The sequence below is a fragment of the Mesorhizobium ciceri biovar biserrulae genome (assembly GCF_001618845.1).
Taxonomy (GTDB): Bacteria; Pseudomonadota; Alphaproteobacteria; order Rhizobiales; family Rhizobiaceae; genus Mesorhizobium; species Mesorhizobium ciceri.
The window spans coordinates 2,054,152-2,070,999 of the sequence record NZ_CP015064.1 but is presented as its reverse complement, the minus strand read 5'-3'; the positions used below and the strand labels follow the sequence as shown (position 1 = coordinate 2,070,999).

Genomic DNA, 16,848 nt, shown 5'->3' with positions numbered 1-16,848 from the left:
CTCAGTCGACCTTGGCGACACGGGCGACGTGGTCGTCCGCCTCGATCAGGCGGATTGGCACTCCCGGGAAGCATGCGTCGGTCGGAATGTCCCTGGTCGCGCCATGCGACGGCGGATGTTTGGCGACGGGACTGGGTTTTGGTTGGCTAGAGCGGCTTATCGTTCGGCGCTTCACGCTCGCGCGCGCGGTCGGCAAGGACTTCATCGATTACGTGACAGGATTTCTCAACCTCAACAGGGTTGGCGTCGATCTGTCCAGCGACCGTGATCAGCGCCTTCCAAAGCGTCCAGCCACGACCGCGCGCCCACATCGCCTCGTCGGCCGGAAGCCCGGCACGAAACGCCTCCCGGCTTTTGCCTTCAAACAGCGTCCACGCAATCGCCAGATCGCAGGCGGGATCGCCGACGCCGGAGGTTCCGAAGTCGATCACCGCGCTCAATCGGCCTTGCCTGACCAACAGGTTTCCCCAGCTGACGTCACCGTGGAACCAGACCGGCGCACCGTGCCATTGTGCGGCAAGTGCTGCCTCCCACACCGCACTGGCTGCGGCCGTATCGATCTTGCCGTCGAGGGCGGCAATCGCTTGCCGGGCCTCGCCATCGTAGACGCTGAGTGCTCCGCCGCGAAAGAAATTGTGCTGTCCCGGCGCCGGTCCACCGGTGGCATCGATACGCTGAAGGGCGACCAGGAACGCGGCCAGGTCGGTCGCAAATTGCGGCAGGCTGGCAATCCGCTCGCGCTCTGCCGTCTCGCCTTCGATCCAGCGGTAGACGGACCAGTGCCAGGGATAGCTTTCGGCCGGAACTCCCATCGCCAGCGGCACCGGGATCGGCAGCGGCAGCAGAGGTGCGAGCCTCGGCAGCCAGCGATGCTCCTTTTCCACCTGCAGGGAATAGGCCGCGGCGCTTGGCAGTCGCACGGTCATCTCGCCGCCCAGATGAAAGGTCCTGTTGTCCCATCCGCCTGGTGCAACCGGCCTGACCGGAAGATCCTTCCACTTGGGAAATTGCGTGGCGATCAATCGGCTGACAAGCGTTATGTCGATGTTCGGCTCGCTGACCATCGAGCCTAGCGCGGAAACTCGAGCCCCATTTCGCGGTAGCGCTCGGGGTCGTCGCCCCAGTTCTCGCGCACCTTGACGAACAGGAACAGGTGCACCTTCTGTTCGAGGATGCCTGCTATCTCCATGCGCGCCGCCTGGCCGATGGCGCGGATGGTCTCGCCCTTGTGGCCGAGAACGATCTTCTTCTGGCTGTCGCGCTCGACATAGATGGTCTGGTCGATGCGCACCGAGCCGTCCGGCTTCTCTTCCCATTTCTCGGTCTCGATATGCGAGGAATAGGGCAATTCCTGATGCAGCCTGAGATAAAGCTTCTCGCGCGTGATCTCGGCCGCGAGCTGGCGCATCGGCAGGTCCGAGATCTGGTCTTCCGGATAGTACCAGGGACCGACCGGCAGAGACTCGGCCAGATAATCGAGCACGTCCTTGCAGCCGGAACCGGTCAGCGCCGACACCATGAAGGTGCGCTTGAACGGCACCCTTTCGTTCGCTGCCGCCGATAGAGCCAGCAGCGCTTCGTGCTTGACGCGGTCGACCTTGTTGAGGATCAGCACCATCGGCTGGCGCACATCCTTCAGCCGTTCGAGGATGGCGTCGGCGTCGCCCCTGATGCCGCGCTCGGCGTCGATCAGAAGCAGTACGATATCGGCGTCCTTGGCGCCGCCCCAGGCGGTGGTCACCATCGCCGTGTCGAGCCTCCGCTTCGGCTTGAAGATGCCGGGCGTGTCGACGAAAACGATTTGCGCATTGTCATGCGTGGCGATGCCGCGCACGATGGCGCGGGTCGTCTGCACCTTGTGGGTGACGATCGACACCTTGGCGCCGACCAATTGGTTGACCAAGGTCGACTTGCCCGCATTGGGCGCGCCGATCAGCGCGACAAAGCCGGAATGCGTGGCGGCGGCTGTGGTCGCCGGCTCTTCGGTAGCGGTCATGCCGCGCTCCCTTCACTGGAGGGCCGCGAGCCCCCCGATTTTTGGGCCGATGCGGCGGCCCAAACGCCTTCGCGCACAAGAAATGCCGAAGCCGCCGCTTCTTCGGCCGCCCTGCGCGAGCCGCCGGTGCCGCTTATCGGCGCAAAGCCGCGGACCTGCAAGGATACAGTGAAGACCGGCTGATGGTCGGGTCCCTCGCGCTTGTCGATCACATATTCGGGTCTGATATCGCTGGTCTTGGCAATCCATTCCTGCAGATCGGATTTCGGATTGAGCGGCTTTGCGATCACCGTATGCGAGCGCGGTTCCCAGTAGCGCAGGACGAACCGCCGCGCGGCCTCGATGCCACCGTCGACGTAAACCGCCGCAATCAGCGCTTCGACCGCATCCGCCAGATAGTTTCCGCCCGAGCCCCGCGACCGCATCTTCAAGGCAGAATCGGCGCGGACCAGATCCTCCAGCTGCATTTCGATGCCGATTTCGGAGCAGGTCCGCGCATCGACCAGCGCATTGAAGCGCGGCGCGATTTCACCTTCCGGCGCATCGGGAAATTTTTCGAAAAGCATATCGGCGACGACAAGCCCGAGCACGCGGTCGCCAAGAAATTCAAGGCGCTGGTTATTGGTGGCCGCCTTGACCGCACTGGAATGCGTCAAGGCGGTCTCGAGCAAACGGATGTCCTTGAAGACGTAACCGGTCTTGGCCTTCACCAAACCGGCCAGTGTTTCGCCTGTCGGGCGCTTCAAAGCCATCAATTGACGAGGTGAAACAGGCGCGAAGCGCGCATCAGCGACGGCCATTTCCAGATTTCGAGAGGGCTCGCCTTGCCGGCGATCGAGAAGAAGACAAGATTGGCGCGGCCAACCAGATTTTCCGCGGGAACGTAGCCGACAGTGAAACGGCTGTCGGCGGAATTGTCCCGGTTGTCGCCCATCATGAAATAGTGGCCGGGCGGCACGTCGAATTCGCGGGTGTTGTCGCCGATCGAGTTCGAATTCAGGTCAAGCGTGTCGTAGCTGACGCCGTTGGGCAGGGTTTCGCGATAGACATCGATCGGGCGCGATTCCTCGGTGATGTCGGGATTGTCGATCTGGCCTGTTTTCACGCGCGGCACGCCGACGCCGTTGATGAACAGCTGGCCGTCCTTGACCTGGATCTTGTCACCCGGCAGGCCGACCACGCGCTTGATGTAGTCGACGGACGGATCAGGCGGGAACTTGAAAACCGCCACGTCGCCGCGCTTCGGCTCGGAGCCCCAGATGCGGCCCGAAAAAATATCGGGTCCGAAAGGCAGCGAATAGCGCGAATAGCCATAGGACCATTTGGTGACGAACAGATAGTCGCCTTCCAAAAGCGTCGGCCGCATTGATCCCGACGGGATCGAAAAAGGCTGGAACAGCAGCGTGCGGATGACCAGGGCGAGCAAAAGCGCCTGCACGATGACGCTGACGGTCTCGCCAAGCCCGCCGGATTTCTTCTCGGATTTTTCAGCCACGCTCATGTCGTCCTCGATTGTGCGTTGGATGGTATAGAGTCTCGGCGCGCGCTGGGCAACGTCAATGCCGGTCGTCAGAGGCAATCAATGTGGCGCTTCTTCGACGGGCAGCGCCTCGATGATCACAAAGGCTTGAGCGAGCGGGAAATCATCCGTGATGGTGAGGTGGATTGCCGCCCGATGGCCCTTTGGCAGGATTTTGTCCAGCCTGGCCTGCGCTCCTCCCGTCAACGCCATGGTCGGCGCGCCACTGGGCAGGTTGACGACACCCATGTCGCGCCAGAACACGCCCTGCGCCAGTCCGGTGCCCAGCGCCTTGGCGCAGGCCTCCTTGGCGGCGAAACGCTTGGCATAGGAGGCCGCGCGGGCGCGTCGATTGTCCGAACGCGCCTGTTCGATGTCGGTGTAGATTCTCTGGACGAAGCGCTGGCCGTGACGCTCCAGCGATTTCTCGATGCGTCTGATGTCGATCAGGTCGCTGCCGATGCCGATGATCATCGCGCAGTGGAACCGATGCTTGCGCCGGGATGGGACGATTGCGCATGCCGGCTTGCGCGCTCGGCCAGGCGTTTGCGCCGCTGTTCGCGGAAAGCGTTCATGCCCCAGCGCGTGATGGCGTAGAACAGCAGCCCGAAGATCAAGCCGAGCGGAACCGCACCGATCAGCATCGGTTCAAGGACCGGTTTCCACAATTGCGCGAAGGAGAGGTTGTGCAACATCTCGCCCAGATGCGCCGGCGGCCCATGCGTCGGCAAACGGTCATGCAGGATGAGCTTGCCCGTTTCCCACGACGCGCCCCATAGCAACGGGAAGGTCAGCGGGTTGCCGAAAAAAACCGCGCCAAGCGCCGCCGCCACCAGATTGCCGGCGATCACCCAGCACAGGATGGCAGCGATGATGAAATGGAAACCGACGGGGAAGAATGAAGCGAAGACCCCAGCCGCAACGCCGGCCGCCACCGCATGCGGTGTGGCCTTCAGCCGCAGGATGCGCTTGGAAAAATACTGAAGCGAGCGCGAAAACGAGCGGCGCGGCCAAAGATAGGTACGCACCCGCTCATAAAGGCCATCAGGCTTGCGGCGTCGAAATAGCACTCTGTTCCCGTTCCACAGCGCCCGCAACGGCACCTTCAGCCGGGCGTGGCAGCCACATCTTGCGCTTGACGATCACCCTATGGCAATCGCCAGCTTATATAACAACGCGCTGGCGCAAGAACAACCAAACACCTTTTGTGCCGCGCTTGTCGCCGCCCTTCGGGGCGGCAGGTCTTGCTTCGAACATTGGACAATCGCGGCAAATTTAAGGAACGGCAGTCGCATCGCCGAAAGGCACAGCGCCGCCAGCGGCTACGGCAGGTATTCGCTGACCTCGACCAGATTGCCGTCCGGGTCGCGGAAATAGACCGACATCATTGGACCTCGGGCCCCGACACGTTCAACCGGGCCGAGTTCCACCACCACACCATTGGCCGCGAGCCGCGCACGGACCTCATCCAGTGGCCGCTCGGTGATCAGGCAGAAATCACCTGATCCTGATGTCGGCGACTTCGCCTTTGGCTCGAAAGTCCGGCCGACCTCATGCACATTGATCTTATGGCTACCGAAAGCCAGCGCCGTCGGTCGATCGGCCGCGTCGATGCGCTCAAAACCCAGCACGCGCTGGTAAAACTCACAGGTCACTTCCAGCGATGCGACCGTCAGCACGAAATGATCGATGCCGGCGATCATTTCCAATTCGTCTTCACGCATGTCGGCATGCCCCGTCAGATGTTGCGGCTGCCGGGCTTGATCGCCGGGATGGCGGCAAGCTCCGGCGGCAGCCGGTCGGCCGGATAGGCCGGGACCTCATACTCGGCAAGCGCGATGAGCGGCACGCCGACATCAGTCTTGCCGGCCGAACGGTCGATGATGCAGGCCGCGGCAACCACCTCGGCGCCAAGCTCGCGCAGGCACTCGATGGTCTCTCGGATCGACAGGCCGGTGGTGACGATGTCCTCGACGATGACGACACGCGAACCCCTGGCGATCTCGAAGCGGCGCAAGCGGAACTCGCCCCCTTCCCGCTCGACCCAGATCGCCGGCACGCCGAGATGACGTGAGGTCTCATAGGCCGGGATCAGCCCGCCGATCGCCGGGCCGACGACATAGTCGATCTTGCCGGGCACGCCTGCGCGGATCTTCTCCGCCAGCGCCTTGCACAGAAGCTCGGTCTTGTCGGCATGCATGAACACGCGCGCCTTCTGCAGGAAGACCGGACTGCGCAGGCCCGAGGTCAAAATGAAATGCCCTTCCAGAACAGCACCCGCCTCGCGGAAAATGCCCAGCACTTCATCGGTGTTCATGTCTGCCTCTTTTTGATTGACCATGATGTTGTCCGAAACCGGAGCATGGTCTAGCCATTGACGCGTCTTGCGTCGCTGACGCTCGAATTGTCCTTGAGCTGCGATAGCAGCCGGTTGAGGTGCTTGAGATCCCAGACTTCGAGATCGATCAGCATTTCGGTGAAGTCGGGCGCAGTGCGCACCATCGACAGCGTATGGATGTTGGCGTCGTTCGAGGCAACCACCTGCGCTATATCGGCGAGTGACCCCGGCGCGTTGATGGCGGTGACCGATACGCGCGCCGGAAAGCGTTCCTTGGTGCGCTCATCGATGTCCCAGCGCACGTCGATCCAGCGCTCGGGCTGGTCATCGAACGCCTGCAGCGCTGGCGACTGGATCGGATAGATAGTGATGCCGGTGCCCGGCTGGACGATGCCGACGATGCGATCGCCAGGGACTGCCCCTTCCGGCGCGAAGCGCACCGGCAGATCGCCGCGCACGCCGCGGATCGGCACGGCTCCATCGCGCGGCTGGTCCTTGTCCTTGCGCGCGGCACGACCCGGAATCTGGAACAGCATGCCGGCGGCATTGCGGATCTTCGACCAGCCCTCCTCTCGCGGCTTGGGGACGGCCGTGGTGACGCGCTCATCCTTGTAGTCAGGGAATACCGCCTTCATGACATCAGTGGAGGCGAGCTCGCCACGCCCGACAGAGGCCAGCACATCCTCGATGTCCTTGCGCGCCAGCCTGTGCAGCACCTGCTTCAGGCTCTCCTTGGTGAAGGTCTTGCCGGCACGCTCGAAGGCGCGTTCCAGGATGCGGATGCCAAGACCCGAATATTGCTTGCGGATGGCGTTCTTGGTGGCACGGCGGATGGCCGAGCGCGCCTTGCCGGTGACGACGACCGATTCCCACGCCGCCGGCGGCACCTGCGCCTTGGAGCGGATGATCTCGACCTCGTCGCCGTTCTTCAGTTCCGTCATCAGCGGCATGATGCGGCCGTTGACCTTGGCACCGACGCAGGTGTCGCCGACATCGGTGTGCACCGCATAGGCGAAGTCGATCGGTGTCGCGCCGCGCGGCAGCGCAATCAACATGCCTTTCGGGGTGAAGCAGAACACCTGGTCCTGGAACAGTTCCAGCTTGGTATTTTCGAGGAAATCCTCAGGGTTGTCGCCTTCGGCAAGCTGCTCGATGGTGCGGCGCAGCCAGGCGTAGGCGTTGGTTTCCTTTGAAATCGCGTGGGCGGCGCCATTCGTCTTGCCGCCGGTATCCTTGTAGATCGAATGGGCGGCGACGCCGTATTCGGCGATCTTGTTCATCTCTCGGGTGCGGATCTGCAGCTCGACACGCTGGCGCGACGGGCCGACAATGGTGGTGTGGATCGAGCGGTAGTCGTTCTGTTTCGGCGTCGAGATGTAGTCCTTGAAGCGGCCCGGCACCATAGACCACGCGGTGTGGATGGCGCCAAGCGCCCGGTAACAGTCCTCGACCGTGTCGACGACGACGCGAAAGCCGAAGATGTCAGAGAGCTGCTCGAAGGACAGCGCCTTGGCCTCCATCTTGCGGAACACCGACCACGGCTTCTTCTGCCGGCTCTTTACGCTGGCGTTGATCGCATGCTTCTCGAACAGCGTGGACAGTGCCTTTTCGATGTCCGTCAGCACGCCCTTGTTGCGTTCGAAGATTTCGGCAAGCCGTGCGGTGACGGCGCGATAGGCTTCAGGATTAATGAAGCGGAAGGCGATCTCCTCCAGCTCTTCACGCATGCCTTGCATGCCCATGCGCCCGGCCAGCGGTGCGTAGATATCCATCGTCTCCTCGGCGATGCGCAGGCGCTTGGCCTCCGGCATGTGGTCGAGGGTGCGCATATTGTGCAAACGATCGGCGAGCTTGACCAGCAGCACGCGGACATCTTCCGAAATCGCCAGCAGAAGCTTTCTCAGGTTTTCCGCCTGCTCGGCCTTCTTCGAGACCAGATCGAGCTTCTTCAACTTGGTCAGGCCCTCGACCAGCTTGCCCATTTCGGGACCGAACAGATCGTCGATCTCGGCCCGCGTGGCGGTCGTGTCCTCGATGGTGTCGTGCAGCAGGGCGACCGCGATCGTCGCCTCGTCCATATGCATTTCGGTGAGGATGGCGGCGACTTCGAGCGGATGCGAGAAATACGGATCGCCGGAAGCGCGCTTCTGGTGGCCATGCTTCTGCATGGCATAGACATAGGCCTTGTTGAGCAACGCCTCGTTGACGTCAGGCTTGTAGCGCTGGACGCGCTCGACAAGCTCATACTGACGCATCATGGGCGGAATCTCGCGGTGCTGAAATGATTGATGCGCCGCACTAGCGTACGGCGCATCCCATAGATAGCCACGAAACTGACTGGACGGAAGTGCCGGAAACGTATTCCAGGCAGGTCCAGAACGCTGGCTTAGTAGTCGTCGCTCTTTTCCGGCGGCACAAGGCCCTCGATGCCGGCCAGGAGGTCTTCCTCGGTCATCCGGTCGAAGGTGATGTTCTCCTCGGCGTCGTCGGCGTCGGTGGCGGCAACGGCAGTGCCGGTCTGATCGGCAATCGCCTCGCCATCGGCCTCGGGCTCGTCGACTTCGACGTGCTTCTGCAGCGAATGGATCAGATCTTCCTTGAGGTCGTCGGGCGACAGCGTCTCATCGGCGATCTCGCGCAGCGCCACAACCGGATTCTTGTCGTTGTCACGCGGCACTGTGATCGGCGCGCCCTGGCTGATCTGCCGGGCACGATGGCCGGCAAGGAGCACCAGTTCGAAGCGGTTGTCGACCTTGTCGATGCAATCTTCAACGGTTACGCGGGCCATGGATTGCCCCTTTCATGCGATGGATTTGATGGAAAACAGGCGCGGTCCATAACCCGAACGCCGCCAAAATACAAGCTTTGTATGGAAGTCTTGAGTTTCAAGGTCTCGCGACTAGTTAGCCATGCCGCAGTTGGGATCAATTAGCATCAGCAGCCGATTGGCTGGCTTTGTTCGTGTCATGTTCACGATGGATGGCGGTTGAGATGAAAGCTGCAGACGTCTTCCCTTGGCGTGCTGCTAGAATGATGCGGGGGTGACTTCCATAGTCGCGGCCCAAAACGTCAGACAGGGACCTCCACCGGTATGTCAAGGAAATTTCCGTTATCGTCGCGGAGAGACGTTCGAACGAGATCAGGTGGAACAAACAGGCGCTCGAAAGGGATGCCTGTGTACGTGGACAACACGCGGGCAAACTCCTCTTGCGACCAGTCGCCGTAGGCAGGCCCCTCCAAAGCAGCGTCAGGGAGGATTGGTACCATCACGATCGGGCCGCCTTCTGCAGCAACCGTCAAGCAGCTCGCCCCTTTGTTGAGATCATCGAAGGCTAGAACGCTAACTGTATAAATGTCGGCTTCCTGGTTTTGGATGAATACATAATAAGGCACCCTCAGTGACAACAAATTCTTGTAGGTAATTTTAGCAAATATCTCCTTAAATTGCTCACCGTGGAGTGGCTTATTCTCAAATAATCGATCAGAAAAATATGGGAAAATCATATTGTGTAGCCCGCCGTCGAACATGGCAAGCACCCCCTTGTTTCCCATTCGAACAGCTACTGTGTGACCTGCAAGATTATCTAAGTAATCAAATTGGTCTTGAATATCGCGTGGAACCTTACAGGAGACCCTTAGAAGTGAGTTTGGAAAGCCGTCCCCGAGAGCATGAAAGATCATATTCTTTCGGCATGACTGCATAAAGAAGTGCACCATCCGAAAATTTTCCATTGCCTCTTTTGGAAATATCGGACCCTTCTCGGGATTTCGCCTATCAAACTGTAGCTCCAATTCCTTCCACAGAATGCCGATGTATATTTTTGAAACCCAAGCGTTCAGGTCTTGATCGTTGATCTCATCAAGCGTTTTGGTTTCATCCAAGACCACTGTTTTTATGCGATTTTCCAGTTGTGACAGGTGCGTACCGTTGCAGGTGTTGCAGCAGGGGATCACAAGGCTGCGATAAGGAATCCGTGTCCCATTTAACAGGGTGATCGTGTGATCGCGGAGGCTATAGGCGTCTTGAAGCCACCTAGGAAAGACATGCTCTACGGTGCGATTGCCTAGATGAAGACGAGTGCCACAAAGGAAGCAGTGGTCCCCATCGAAAGCATGCCCGTCGATAACATCGAATAGTTCTTTAGGCACTTGCACAGCCCCCTACACAGCGCTCGCGGCGTTAGAGTATCGGCGATCCATCCGGACAGCGGTTGAGGCAAATAGGACGACGTTCCTATTCGATTCTTATGGCATCGACAATCCAACCGCATATCAATAACAGCGCGCGGCTTTTACTCCACTGCCACACCTATCTCTGCTGGCATAGCGCGATGCCGGACCTAGCCGCCTTGCGAGAGAGGCTGGACCGGACCACGGCACCATGCACAACGACCTTGTGCCGCCGTTCGCCTGCTCCAAGTGCGGTGGCAAGAAACTAAACCTAATGCTTCACGTCGACACCAGACCGCAGATCATGAGACAGCGCTGACAACGGCTGCGCTGCTCGTCGTGCAGCCGCATACGCAAGCACAAGGTAAACGCCGCTCTGAATGGCGCTCTCACCGCATCATGCGGCTAATTGGACAACGCTATTGCAGGAAGAAAGGGGCGATATATACAATTAGTGCGGCTGCACCGTACGCCGCGGCCAATGTGGCGGCGACGTATGCGCCGATGACCAGAAACCAAGCGATGTAACCGGCCAGCCTCCATTGAGACTCTTCGCCAGGAGTCAACGGAATGCTCCATCCGGGTGGATAGAACGGCTCTTTTTCCTTGGCCTTCTTCGGACGCCTGTTACCAATGTGTATGCGAATGGGAAAGAATGATCGGAGCGGTTTGGTTTTGTCGTCGCCCATCAGTCAATCCCCACTTCCGTCCACTGATACCAGATCTTCTAGCACAATCTCGTACGCAAGGTGAGCGGAGACGGATACGATAGGACGGTGCTAGAGGGCGACTCGCTATATTTGCCGCCCCCACTTCGGAACAGCGATCCCTGCGGATCGTCCTGTGGCGGAGGGTTGGACTTCAGTGCACGAGGCGGAGGTTGGGCTGCCGCATGTTGCGCCGATGCTTAAACACAAGCTTTAGCGGCAGCGTCGGCTTTGCCGGCCTTTGCCCGGCTCATCGTCGCGACACAGCTCACATAGTCGCGATCACAATTGCTTGCGGTGCCGCACACGCCCTTGGATTGCCGCGAAACTGGCGCTATCTCGGATGGCATAGAGGTCAGCCGGTTTATTATGAGCCTGACCGAACGCTATCGCATTTGGTTTAGACGGGTGTTTATTTCGAGAAGGAATATTTTCCATGTTCGACCCTCGTGAAAAAATCGCCCTATTCATCGACGGCGCCAATCTCTACGCGACGTCGCGCGCGCTCGGCTTCGACATCGACTACCGCAAGCTTCTGTCGAGCTTCCAGAAGCGCGGCTATCTGCTGCGCGCCTATTATTACACGGCGCTGGTCGAGGATCAGGAATACTCCTCGATCCGTCCGCTGATCGACTGGCTCGACTATAATGGCTTCAAGGTGGTCACCAAGCCGGCCAAGGAATTCACCGACTCGACCGGCCGCCGCAAGATCAAGGGCAATATGGACATCGAGCTCACCGTCGATGCGCTGGAACTCGCCGATATCGTCGACCACTACGTCATCTTTTCAGGCGACGGCGATTTCCGCACATTGGTCGAGGCATTGCAGCGGCGTGGCCGCAAGGTGTCGATCGTCTCGACCATGGCCTCGCAGCCGCCGATGATCTCCGACGATCTGCGCCGCCAGGCCGACCATTTCATCGACCTGACGACGCTGAAGAACGAGGTTGGCCGTGACCCGTCCGAACGCCCGGTGCGCAGGCCCGAGCCGGCCGAAGTCGACGAGGACGATTATTGAGGCCGGTCGCCTTGACCGTGCTTTCCGCCTCCGAACCCGGCCGCGATTGCCCGCTCTGCCCAAGGCTGCATGACTTCATCGCCGAGTGGCGGCAGCGCGAGCCGTCCTGGTTCAATGCGCCGGTGCCGACTTTTTTACCACCCGAGGGTGACGCGGCGGTTCAGTTGCTGATCGTCGGGCTGGCGCCTGGCCTGCGCGGTGCCAATCGAACGGGCCGCCCGTTCACCGGCGACTATGCCGGCGACCTGCTCTACTCGACGATGATTTCGCACGGTTTTGCGCGCGGAGAGTTCAAGGCGCGGCCAGATGACGAATTGGAGCTGGTCGGCACCGCGATCACCAACGCGGTGCGCTGCGTGCCGCCGGAGAACAAGCCGGTGGGCGCTGAGATTGCCACCTGCCGGACATTCCTGGTGCCGACGATCGCCAGGTTCCCGAACCTGCGCGCCGTGCTGGCACTGGGATCGATCGCGCACCAGTCGACGGTGCGGGCATTGGGCGGGCGTGTCGCCGCCTATCCGTTCAAGCATGGCGGGCAGCTGCCGGCCGGCAGCATCACGCTGTTTTCGAGCTACCATTGCTCGCGCTACAACACCAACACCGGTGTGCTGACCGAAGCGATGTTCGTTAGCGTTTTCAGCCAGATAGCGGCGTTCCTGCAGAAATAGAGTCGGGCGCCAGCGGATCAGCTTGATGGCGCAAACAGTGCAGCCAGCACCGCTGGCCCACCCTTCAGCACGTTCATATCGACATCGCCATTGATGCCGTCGACGCGACCCCTGTTGTGGTACTGCCAGTAGACCCAGTCGTCGCGGTCCGGCTCCAGGAGCAACGAGCGGAGCCAGAGCGGACGGGCAGCAATGCGCCCTGCATAGGTCTGCGCTGCCTCATCGGTCAGATAGACGATCGCAGGCTTGCCGAACGTCGCCTCGACTGGAGCGAGGAACGCGGCCAGTTCGGCGTTCAATTGTTCGGGCGTCGGCCGCTGCGGGCAGTTGCCGCCGAATTCGATGTCGACGACCGGCGGCAGCAGCGGCTGGTCGTGCGGCACAACCGAGATGAAATTCTTCGCCTGGTCGGCGCCAGGTCGGCAAAAGGTGAAAAAGTGATAGGCGCCGACGGCGAGACCGGCGGCGCGGGCCTCTTCCAGATTCCTCGCGAAGGCATCGTCGACATGATCGCCGCCTTCGGTCGCCTTGATGACTGCGAAGGCGACATCGTCGGCGGCGACACGCGGCCAGTCAATCCGGCCCTGATGATGGGAAACGTCGATGCCCCTGAGCGGATATTTGTCGCGGTCCGGCGAGAATGCCCTGAAATAGATGTAGCCGCCTGCTGCGACGAAACATACCAAGACCAGACTGGCCAGACCAAAGAGGACAATCCGGTTCTTCAAGCGAATGGCCCCAGCCTACCCACGCTCTTTTAACAGCCGGCCCTTCTCGCGCGACCAGTCGCGCTGCTTCTCGCTCTCGCGTTTGTCGTGCAGTTTCTTGCCGCGACCGACGGCGAGCAGCAGCTTGGCGCGGCCCTGGTCGTTGAAATAGATTTTCAGCGGTACCAGCGTCATGCCTTCGCGGTCGACGCTTTGCGACAGTTTCGCCATTTCGCGCTTGTTGAGCAGCAGCTTGCGGCGGCGGCGCGGCTCGTGGTTGAAGCGGTTGGCCTGCAGATATTCCGGCAGATAGGAGTTGATCAGCCAGATCTCGCCGCCTTCGACCGAGGCGTAGCTGTCCTGGATGTTGGCCTGGCCCTGGCGCAGCGACTTGACCTCGGTGCCGGTCAGCACCAGACCGGCCTCGACCGTGTCGAGCACCTCATAGGAAAACCGCGCCTTGCGGTTTTCCGAAACGGTCTTGTTGTTGGGATCGGCTTTTCTGACTTGATTCATGATGCGGAGAGGTGGCGCCTCATCCCTAATTAATCAAGCCGGCGTGCTTCATAGCCGCATCGATCTTGTCGGCAGTCGACTGTTCGATCGTCACCAGCGGCGAGCGCAGCACGTTTTCGACCTTGCCTAGCTTCGACAGCGCGTATTTGGCGCCGGAAACGCCAGGCTCGATGAAGATCGCCTTGTGCAGCGGCAGCAGGCGATCCTGCAGATCCAGCGCCTTGGCGCTGTCGCCGGCAAGCGTTGCCTCCTGGAATTCGGCGCACAGCCGCGGCGCGACGTTCGACGTCACCGAAATACAGCCGACGCCGCCATGCGCGTTGAATCCAAGCGCCGAAGCATCTTCGCCCGAAAGCTGGATGAAATCCTTGCCGCACGTGGCACGCTGCTCGGAAACCCGTTCGACCTTGCCGGTGGCATCCTTGACACCGACGATATTCTTGAAGTCGTGCACGAGCCGGCCCATCGTGTCCGGCATCATGTCGATGACCGAGCGCGGCGGGATGTTGTAGATGATGATCGGCAGCTTGGTCGCCCTGGCGACCGCCGCGAAGTGCTCATACAGGCCGCGCTGCGTCGGCCTGTTATAATAAGGCGTGACGACCAGGGCGGCATCGGCGCCGGCCTTCTCGGCATACTGCACGAGCCCGACGGCTTCCTCGGTGTTGTTGGAACCAGCGCCGGCGACGACCGGAACTCGTCCCTTGGCCACCTCGATGCATACCTTGACGACCTGGCGGTGCTCGTCATGCGACAGTGTCGGCGACTCGCCGGTGGTGCCGACCGGCACCAGGCCCGTCGTGCCCTCCGCGAGTTGCCATTCGACGAATGCGCGAAAGGCTTTCTCGTCGAAACGCCCGCTCTTTTCGAACGGTGTCACGAGCGCAGTAAGCGAGCCTCTCAGCATATCGTCCAACTCCTTGGCACTTCTGGTGTTTTGTGTCGGTGTTTGTGGTCGCGCCTTCTAACTGAAAGCGAAGCGGCGCACCATAGTCTCGACATGGTTGCGCGGCAAGCATTGCCATGGTGCCAGCAAGCGCAATTCGAACGGCCTCGCTAACTCTTTGTTTACGGGCTCTTCACGACCTAAGTTTAGGCTTCGAGGCATCTTCGCCAGCTTGTGGAATGCCAGGACAAGGAAAGATTTAGGGATCATGCCGGGCGGTCGGCCTCACCTTCTCGCGCTGCTTGGCGCCGCGCTCGCGCTGATGCCGGGCATGGCGATCAGCGGCAGCGTGGACGCACGGGTCACCTCAGCCATTCCGGTTCCAGGCGCGGCAATTGCGCTGCCAGACCTGCAGGACAGAACGCGACAGGCGCCCTTGCCCGACGTCGCCCCTCTGAAAAGCGGACTGGATGCGTTGGCGCAGGGTGATAGTCCCCGCGCTCGTGGCGTGCGCGATGCCCTTCCGGCGCAGTCGCTCGACCAGCATATCCTTGCCTGGGCGATCGCGCTTTATGGCGGCGATAAGGTTCCGAGCGACGATATCACTGCTGCGGCCAAGATGCTGCCCAACTGGCCGGGGACCGTAGCCCTTCGCAAGAACAGCGAGCGCGCGCTCTATCGAGAGAACCCTGCCCCCGACATCGTCATCAGGGCGTTCGATGGCAGCCAGCCGCAGACATTCGAAGGCGTGATGGTTCTCGCCCGCGCCTATGTGGCGTCCAGCAATACCAAGGCGGCGCGTTCCGTGCTGTCGCCCTTCTGGCGCACCGCGATCCTGGAGGCCAGGGACGAGGCGGCGCTGATCAAGGAATTCGGCAGCCTGATCCCGGCCGCAGACCACCGCTTTCGCATGGAGCGCATGTTCTATGCCGACCGCGCGAATTCCGCGCTGCGCGTCGCCGGCCTCGCCGGCGCCCAGCAGCTCGCCGATGCATGGGCGGCGGCCGACAAAGGCGACAAGAACGCGCCCAAGCTGCTGAAGGCCGTGCCGGCAATGCAACGTTCGGCCGGCTACTTCTTCGCGCAGGCCGAATATTTGCGCAAGCAGGAGGATTTTGCCGGCGCTGCAGCCATTGTGATGCAGGCACCGACCGATCGCGAAGCTCTGGTCGATCCGGATGCCTGGTGGGTCGAGCGCCGGGTGCTGTCGCGTGAACTGGTCGACCAGGGCGACATGAAGGCCGCGTACAAGATCGTCGCCACACACGCTGCCGAAAGTGCCACCAATGCGGCCGACGCCGAATTCCATGCCGGCTGGTACGCGTTGCGCGGCCTGAACGACCCCAAGCTTGCCGCAACGCATTTCGCTCGCATCGCCGACCTTGCCCAAGGGCCGATGACGCTGTCGCGCGCGTATTACTGGCTCGGCCGTGCCGCCGAAGTCGGCGGCCCGGGCAACGCCAGGGATTATTTTGCGCGCGCCGCTGCCTACGGCACGACATTCTACGGCCAGCTTGCCGCCGAACGTGTCGGTCGGCAGGCGCTCAACATCGTCTATCCCTCGCCAAGCGCCGCCGACCGGCAGAACTTTGCCGGCCGCGAGGCCGTCAGCGCCATCAAGCGGCTGCAGGAGGCGGGCTACGATCGCTATGCCGAGACGCTCTATCGCGACCTTGCCGGCCAGTTGACCAGTCCAGGCGAACTGGCGCTGCTCGCTGTCCTTGCCGAAAAGCAAGGGAACCATTTTATGGCGCTGAAAATCGGCAAGATCGCCGGGGCGCGCGGCATCGATGTCGGCGCACTGTCGCATCCGCTCGGCGTCATTCCCGATTCGGCCGACATTTCCGGCTCAGGCAAGGCGCTGGCCTATGCGATCGCCCGCCAGGAAAGCGAATTCAACATCGGCGCCGTGTCGAGCGCCGGCGCGCGCGGGCTGCTGCAGCTGATGCCGGGAACCGCAAGGCAATTGGCGAAGAAGGCCGGGCTGCAGTTTTCGCAAACACGGCTGACCACCGATGCCGGCTACAACGCGACGCTTGGTTCGGCCTTCCTCGGCGAACAGCTCGACCGCTTCAACGGCTCCTACGTGCTGACCTTCGCCGGCTACAATGCCGGCCCCAACCGGGCCAGGCAGTGGGTGGGCAGATATGGCGACCCGCGCGGCAAGGACATCGACGCGGTCGTCGACTGGATCGAGCGGATTCCCTACACGGAAACAAGAAGTTACGTTCAGCGAGTGATGGAGAATTACGAGGTCTACAAGATGCGTATTTCCGGCAAATACGACATTGTCGGGGATCTGGTGAACGGGCGGAGTTGAGCC

At 61.2% G+C, this 16,848-nt stretch carries 18 protein-coding genes; 3 read left to right on the top strand and 15 right to left on the bottom strand.

Annotated elements, in window-relative coordinates:
• Nucleotides 1-146: 146 nt before the first annotated feature.
• The 12 genes from A4R29_RS09245 to A4R29_RS09190 form a co-directional block, all read right to left on the bottom strand.
• Nucleotides 147-1,064: an aminoglycoside phosphotransferase family protein gene (locus tag A4R29_RS09245; RefSeq protein WP_063171765.1), complete on the bottom strand. Its 918-nt coding sequence runs from the start codon at nucleotides 1,062-1,064 to the stop codon at nucleotides 147-149.
• A 5-nt stretch (nucleotides 1,065-1,069) separates the two neighbouring features.
• Complete coding sequence (gene era / locus A4R29_RS09240; protein ID WP_024503067.1) at nucleotides 1,070-1,996, bottom strand: GTPase Era; 927 nt, start codon at nucleotides 1,994-1,996, stop codon at nucleotides 1,070-1,072.
• The gene (gene rnc, locus A4R29_RS09235; RefSeq protein WP_013532584.1) at nucleotides 1,993-2,748 is read right to left on the bottom strand and encodes a ribonuclease III; all 756 of its coding nucleotides are present in this window, start codon (nucleotides 2,746-2,748) and stop codon (nucleotides 1,993-1,995) included. The genes era and rnc overlap by 4 nt, the downstream gene beginning before the upstream one ends.
• Nucleotides 2,748-3,497: a signal peptidase I gene (gene lepB, locus A4R29_RS09230; protein ID WP_063173627.1), complete on the bottom strand. Its 750-nt coding sequence runs from the start codon at nucleotides 3,495-3,497 to the stop codon at nucleotides 2,748-2,750. Before lepB ends, rnc begins: the two co-directional genes overlap by 1 nt.
• Before the next feature lie 78 nt (nucleotides 3,498-3,575).
• The gene (gene acpS, locus A4R29_RS09225; RefSeq protein WP_024503069.1) at nucleotides 3,576-3,989 is read right to left on the bottom strand and encodes a holo-ACP synthase; all 414 of its coding nucleotides are present in this window, start codon (nucleotides 3,987-3,989) and stop codon (nucleotides 3,576-3,578) included.
• A complete protein-coding gene (locus A4R29_RS09220) occupies nucleotides 3,986-4,585 on the bottom strand; it encodes a DUF2062 domain-containing protein (protein WP_013532587.1) in 600 nt (199 codons plus the stop codon). Before A4R29_RS09220 ends, acpS begins: the two co-directional genes overlap by 4 nt.
• A 252-nt stretch (nucleotides 4,586-4,837) precedes the next feature.
• Nucleotides 4,838-5,218 (bottom strand): VOC family protein, encoded by a 381-nt coding sequence (locus tag A4R29_RS09215; RefSeq protein WP_024503070.1) that lies wholly within the window; start codon nucleotides 5,216-5,218, stop codon nucleotides 4,838-4,840.
• Between the two features lie 35 nt (nucleotides 5,219-5,253).
• Nucleotides 5,254-5,832, bottom strand: a complete 579-nt coding sequence (gene pyrE / locus A4R29_RS09210) for an orotate phosphoribosyltransferase (protein ID WP_013532589.1) — start codon at nucleotides 5,830-5,832, stop codon at nucleotides 5,254-5,256.
• A gap of 50 nt (nucleotides 5,833-5,882) precedes the next feature.
• Nucleotides 5,883-8,111, bottom strand: coding sequence for a RelA/SpoT family protein (locus A4R29_RS09205; protein ID WP_013532590.1), 2,229 nt, complete (start codon nucleotides 8,109-8,111; stop codon nucleotides 5,883-5,885).
• A gap of 128 nt (nucleotides 8,112-8,239) precedes the next feature.
• Nucleotides 8,240-8,641 carry a DNA-directed RNA polymerase subunit omega gene (rpoZ, locus tag A4R29_RS09200; RefSeq protein ID WP_013532591.1) on the bottom strand — a complete coding sequence of 134 codons (402 nt, stop codon included), beginning with the start codon at nucleotides 8,639-8,641 and terminating at the stop codon, nucleotides 8,240-8,242.
• Nucleotides 8,642-8,922: 281 nt separating this feature from the next.
• Nucleotides 8,923-10,002, bottom strand: a complete 1,080-nt coding sequence (locus A4R29_RS09195; protein WP_145923746.1) for a hypothetical protein — start codon at nucleotides 10,000-10,002, stop codon at nucleotides 8,923-8,925.
• 440 nt (nucleotides 10,003-10,442) lie between these two features.
• Nucleotides 10,443-10,712: a hypothetical protein gene (locus A4R29_RS09190; protein WP_063171763.1), complete on the bottom strand. Its 270-nt coding sequence runs from the start codon at nucleotides 10,710-10,712 to the stop codon at nucleotides 10,443-10,445.
• Between the two features lie 454 nt (nucleotides 10,713-11,166).
• Here A4R29_RS09190 and A4R29_RS09185 point away from each other — a divergent pair, with 454 nt between their 5' ends.
• Complete coding sequence (locus A4R29_RS09185; RefSeq protein ID WP_063171762.1) at nucleotides 11,167-11,748, top strand: LabA-like NYN domain-containing protein; 582 nt, start codon at nucleotides 11,167-11,169, stop codon at nucleotides 11,746-11,748.
• A gap of 11 nt (nucleotides 11,749-11,759) precedes the next feature.
• A complete protein-coding gene (locus A4R29_RS09180; protein ID WP_063173626.1) occupies nucleotides 11,760-12,416 on the top strand; it encodes a uracil-DNA glycosylase in 657 nt (218 codons plus the stop codon).
• Nucleotides 12,417-12,433: 17 nt separating this feature from the next.
• Here the strand turns inward: A4R29_RS09180 and A4R29_RS09175 are convergent, their stop codons facing one another.
• Genes A4R29_RS09175 through dapA form a run of 3 tightly spaced genes read right to left on the bottom strand, consistent with a single transcriptional unit; the run spans nucleotide 12,434 to nucleotide 14,546 of the window.
• Complete coding sequence (locus A4R29_RS09175) at nucleotides 12,434-13,144, bottom strand: glycoside hydrolase family 25 protein (protein WP_024503073.1); 711 nt, start codon at nucleotides 13,142-13,144, stop codon at nucleotides 12,434-12,436.
• 15 nt (nucleotides 13,145-13,159) lie between these two features.
• Nucleotides 13,160-13,639 carry an SsrA-binding protein SmpB gene (smpB, locus tag A4R29_RS09170; protein WP_013532594.1) on the bottom strand — a complete coding sequence of 160 codons (480 nt, stop codon included), beginning with the start codon at nucleotides 13,637-13,639 and terminating at the stop codon, nucleotides 13,160-13,162.
• Nucleotides 13,640-13,664: 25 nt separating this feature from the next.
• Nucleotides 13,665-14,546: a 4-hydroxy-tetrahydrodipicolinate synthase gene (dapA, locus tag A4R29_RS09165; protein WP_013532595.1), complete on the bottom strand. Its 882-nt coding sequence runs from the start codon at nucleotides 14,544-14,546 to the stop codon at nucleotides 13,665-13,667.
• Nucleotides 14,547-14,793: 247 nt separating this feature from the next.
• Between dapA and A4R29_RS09160 the strand changes: the two genes are divergently transcribed.
• On the top strand, nucleotides 14,794-16,845 hold the full coding sequence (locus A4R29_RS09160) for a lytic transglycosylase domain-containing protein (protein WP_063171761.1): 2,052 nt from the start codon (nucleotides 14,794-14,796) through the stop codon (nucleotides 16,843-16,845).
• Nucleotides 16,846-16,848: the final 3 nt, after the last annotated feature.

Coding starts and splice junctions, on each gene's coding strand:
- pyrE (WP_013532589.1), bottom strand. CDS start 5,832: ATGAACACCGATGAAGTGCTGGGCATTTTCCGCGAGGCGGGTGCTGTT.
- A4R29_RS09215 (WP_024503070.1), bottom strand. CDS start 5,218: ATGATCGCCGGCATCGATCATTTCGTGCTGACGGTCGCATCGCTGGAA.
- A4R29_RS09205 (WP_013532590.1), bottom strand. CDS start 8,111: ATGATGCGTCAGTATGAGCTTGTCGAGCGCGTCCAGCGCTACAAGCCT.
- rpoZ (WP_013532591.1), bottom strand. CDS start 8,641: ATGGCCCGCGTAACCGTTGAAGATTGCATCGACAAGGTCGACAACCGC.
- dapA (WP_013532595.1), bottom strand. CDS start 14,546: ATGCTGAGAGGCTCGCTTACTGCGCTCGTGACACCGTTCGAAAAGAGC.
- A4R29_RS09185 (WP_063171762.1), top strand. CDS start 11,167: ATGTTCGACCCTCGTGAAAAAATCGCCCTATTCATCGACGGCGCCAAT.
- acpS (WP_024503069.1), bottom strand. CDS start 3,989: ATGATCATCGGCATCGGCAGCGACCTGATCGACATCAGACGCATCGAG.
- lepB (WP_063173627.1), bottom strand. CDS start 3,497: ATGAGCGTGGCTGAAAAATCCGAGAAGAAATCCGGCGGGCTTGGCGAG.
- rnc (WP_013532584.1), bottom strand. CDS start 2,748: ATGGCTTTGAAGCGCCCGACAGGCGAAACACTGGCCGGTTTGGTGAAG.
- smpB (WP_013532594.1), bottom strand. CDS start 13,639: ATGAATCAAGTCAGAAAAGCCGATCCCAACAACAAGACCGTTTCGGAA.
- A4R29_RS09245 (WP_063171765.1), bottom strand. CDS start 1,064: ATGGTCAGCGAGCCGAACATCGACATAACGCTTGTCAGCCGATTGATC.
- era (WP_024503067.1), bottom strand. CDS start 1,996: ATGACCGCTACCGAAGAGCCGGCGACCACAGCCGCCGCCACGCATTCC.
- A4R29_RS09160 (WP_063171761.1), top strand. CDS start 14,794: ATGCCGGGCGGTCGGCCTCACCTTCTCGCGCTGCTTGGCGCCGCGCTC.
- A4R29_RS09190 (WP_063171763.1), bottom strand. CDS start 10,712: ATGGGCGACGACAAAACCAAACCGCTCCGATCATTCTTTCCCATTCGC.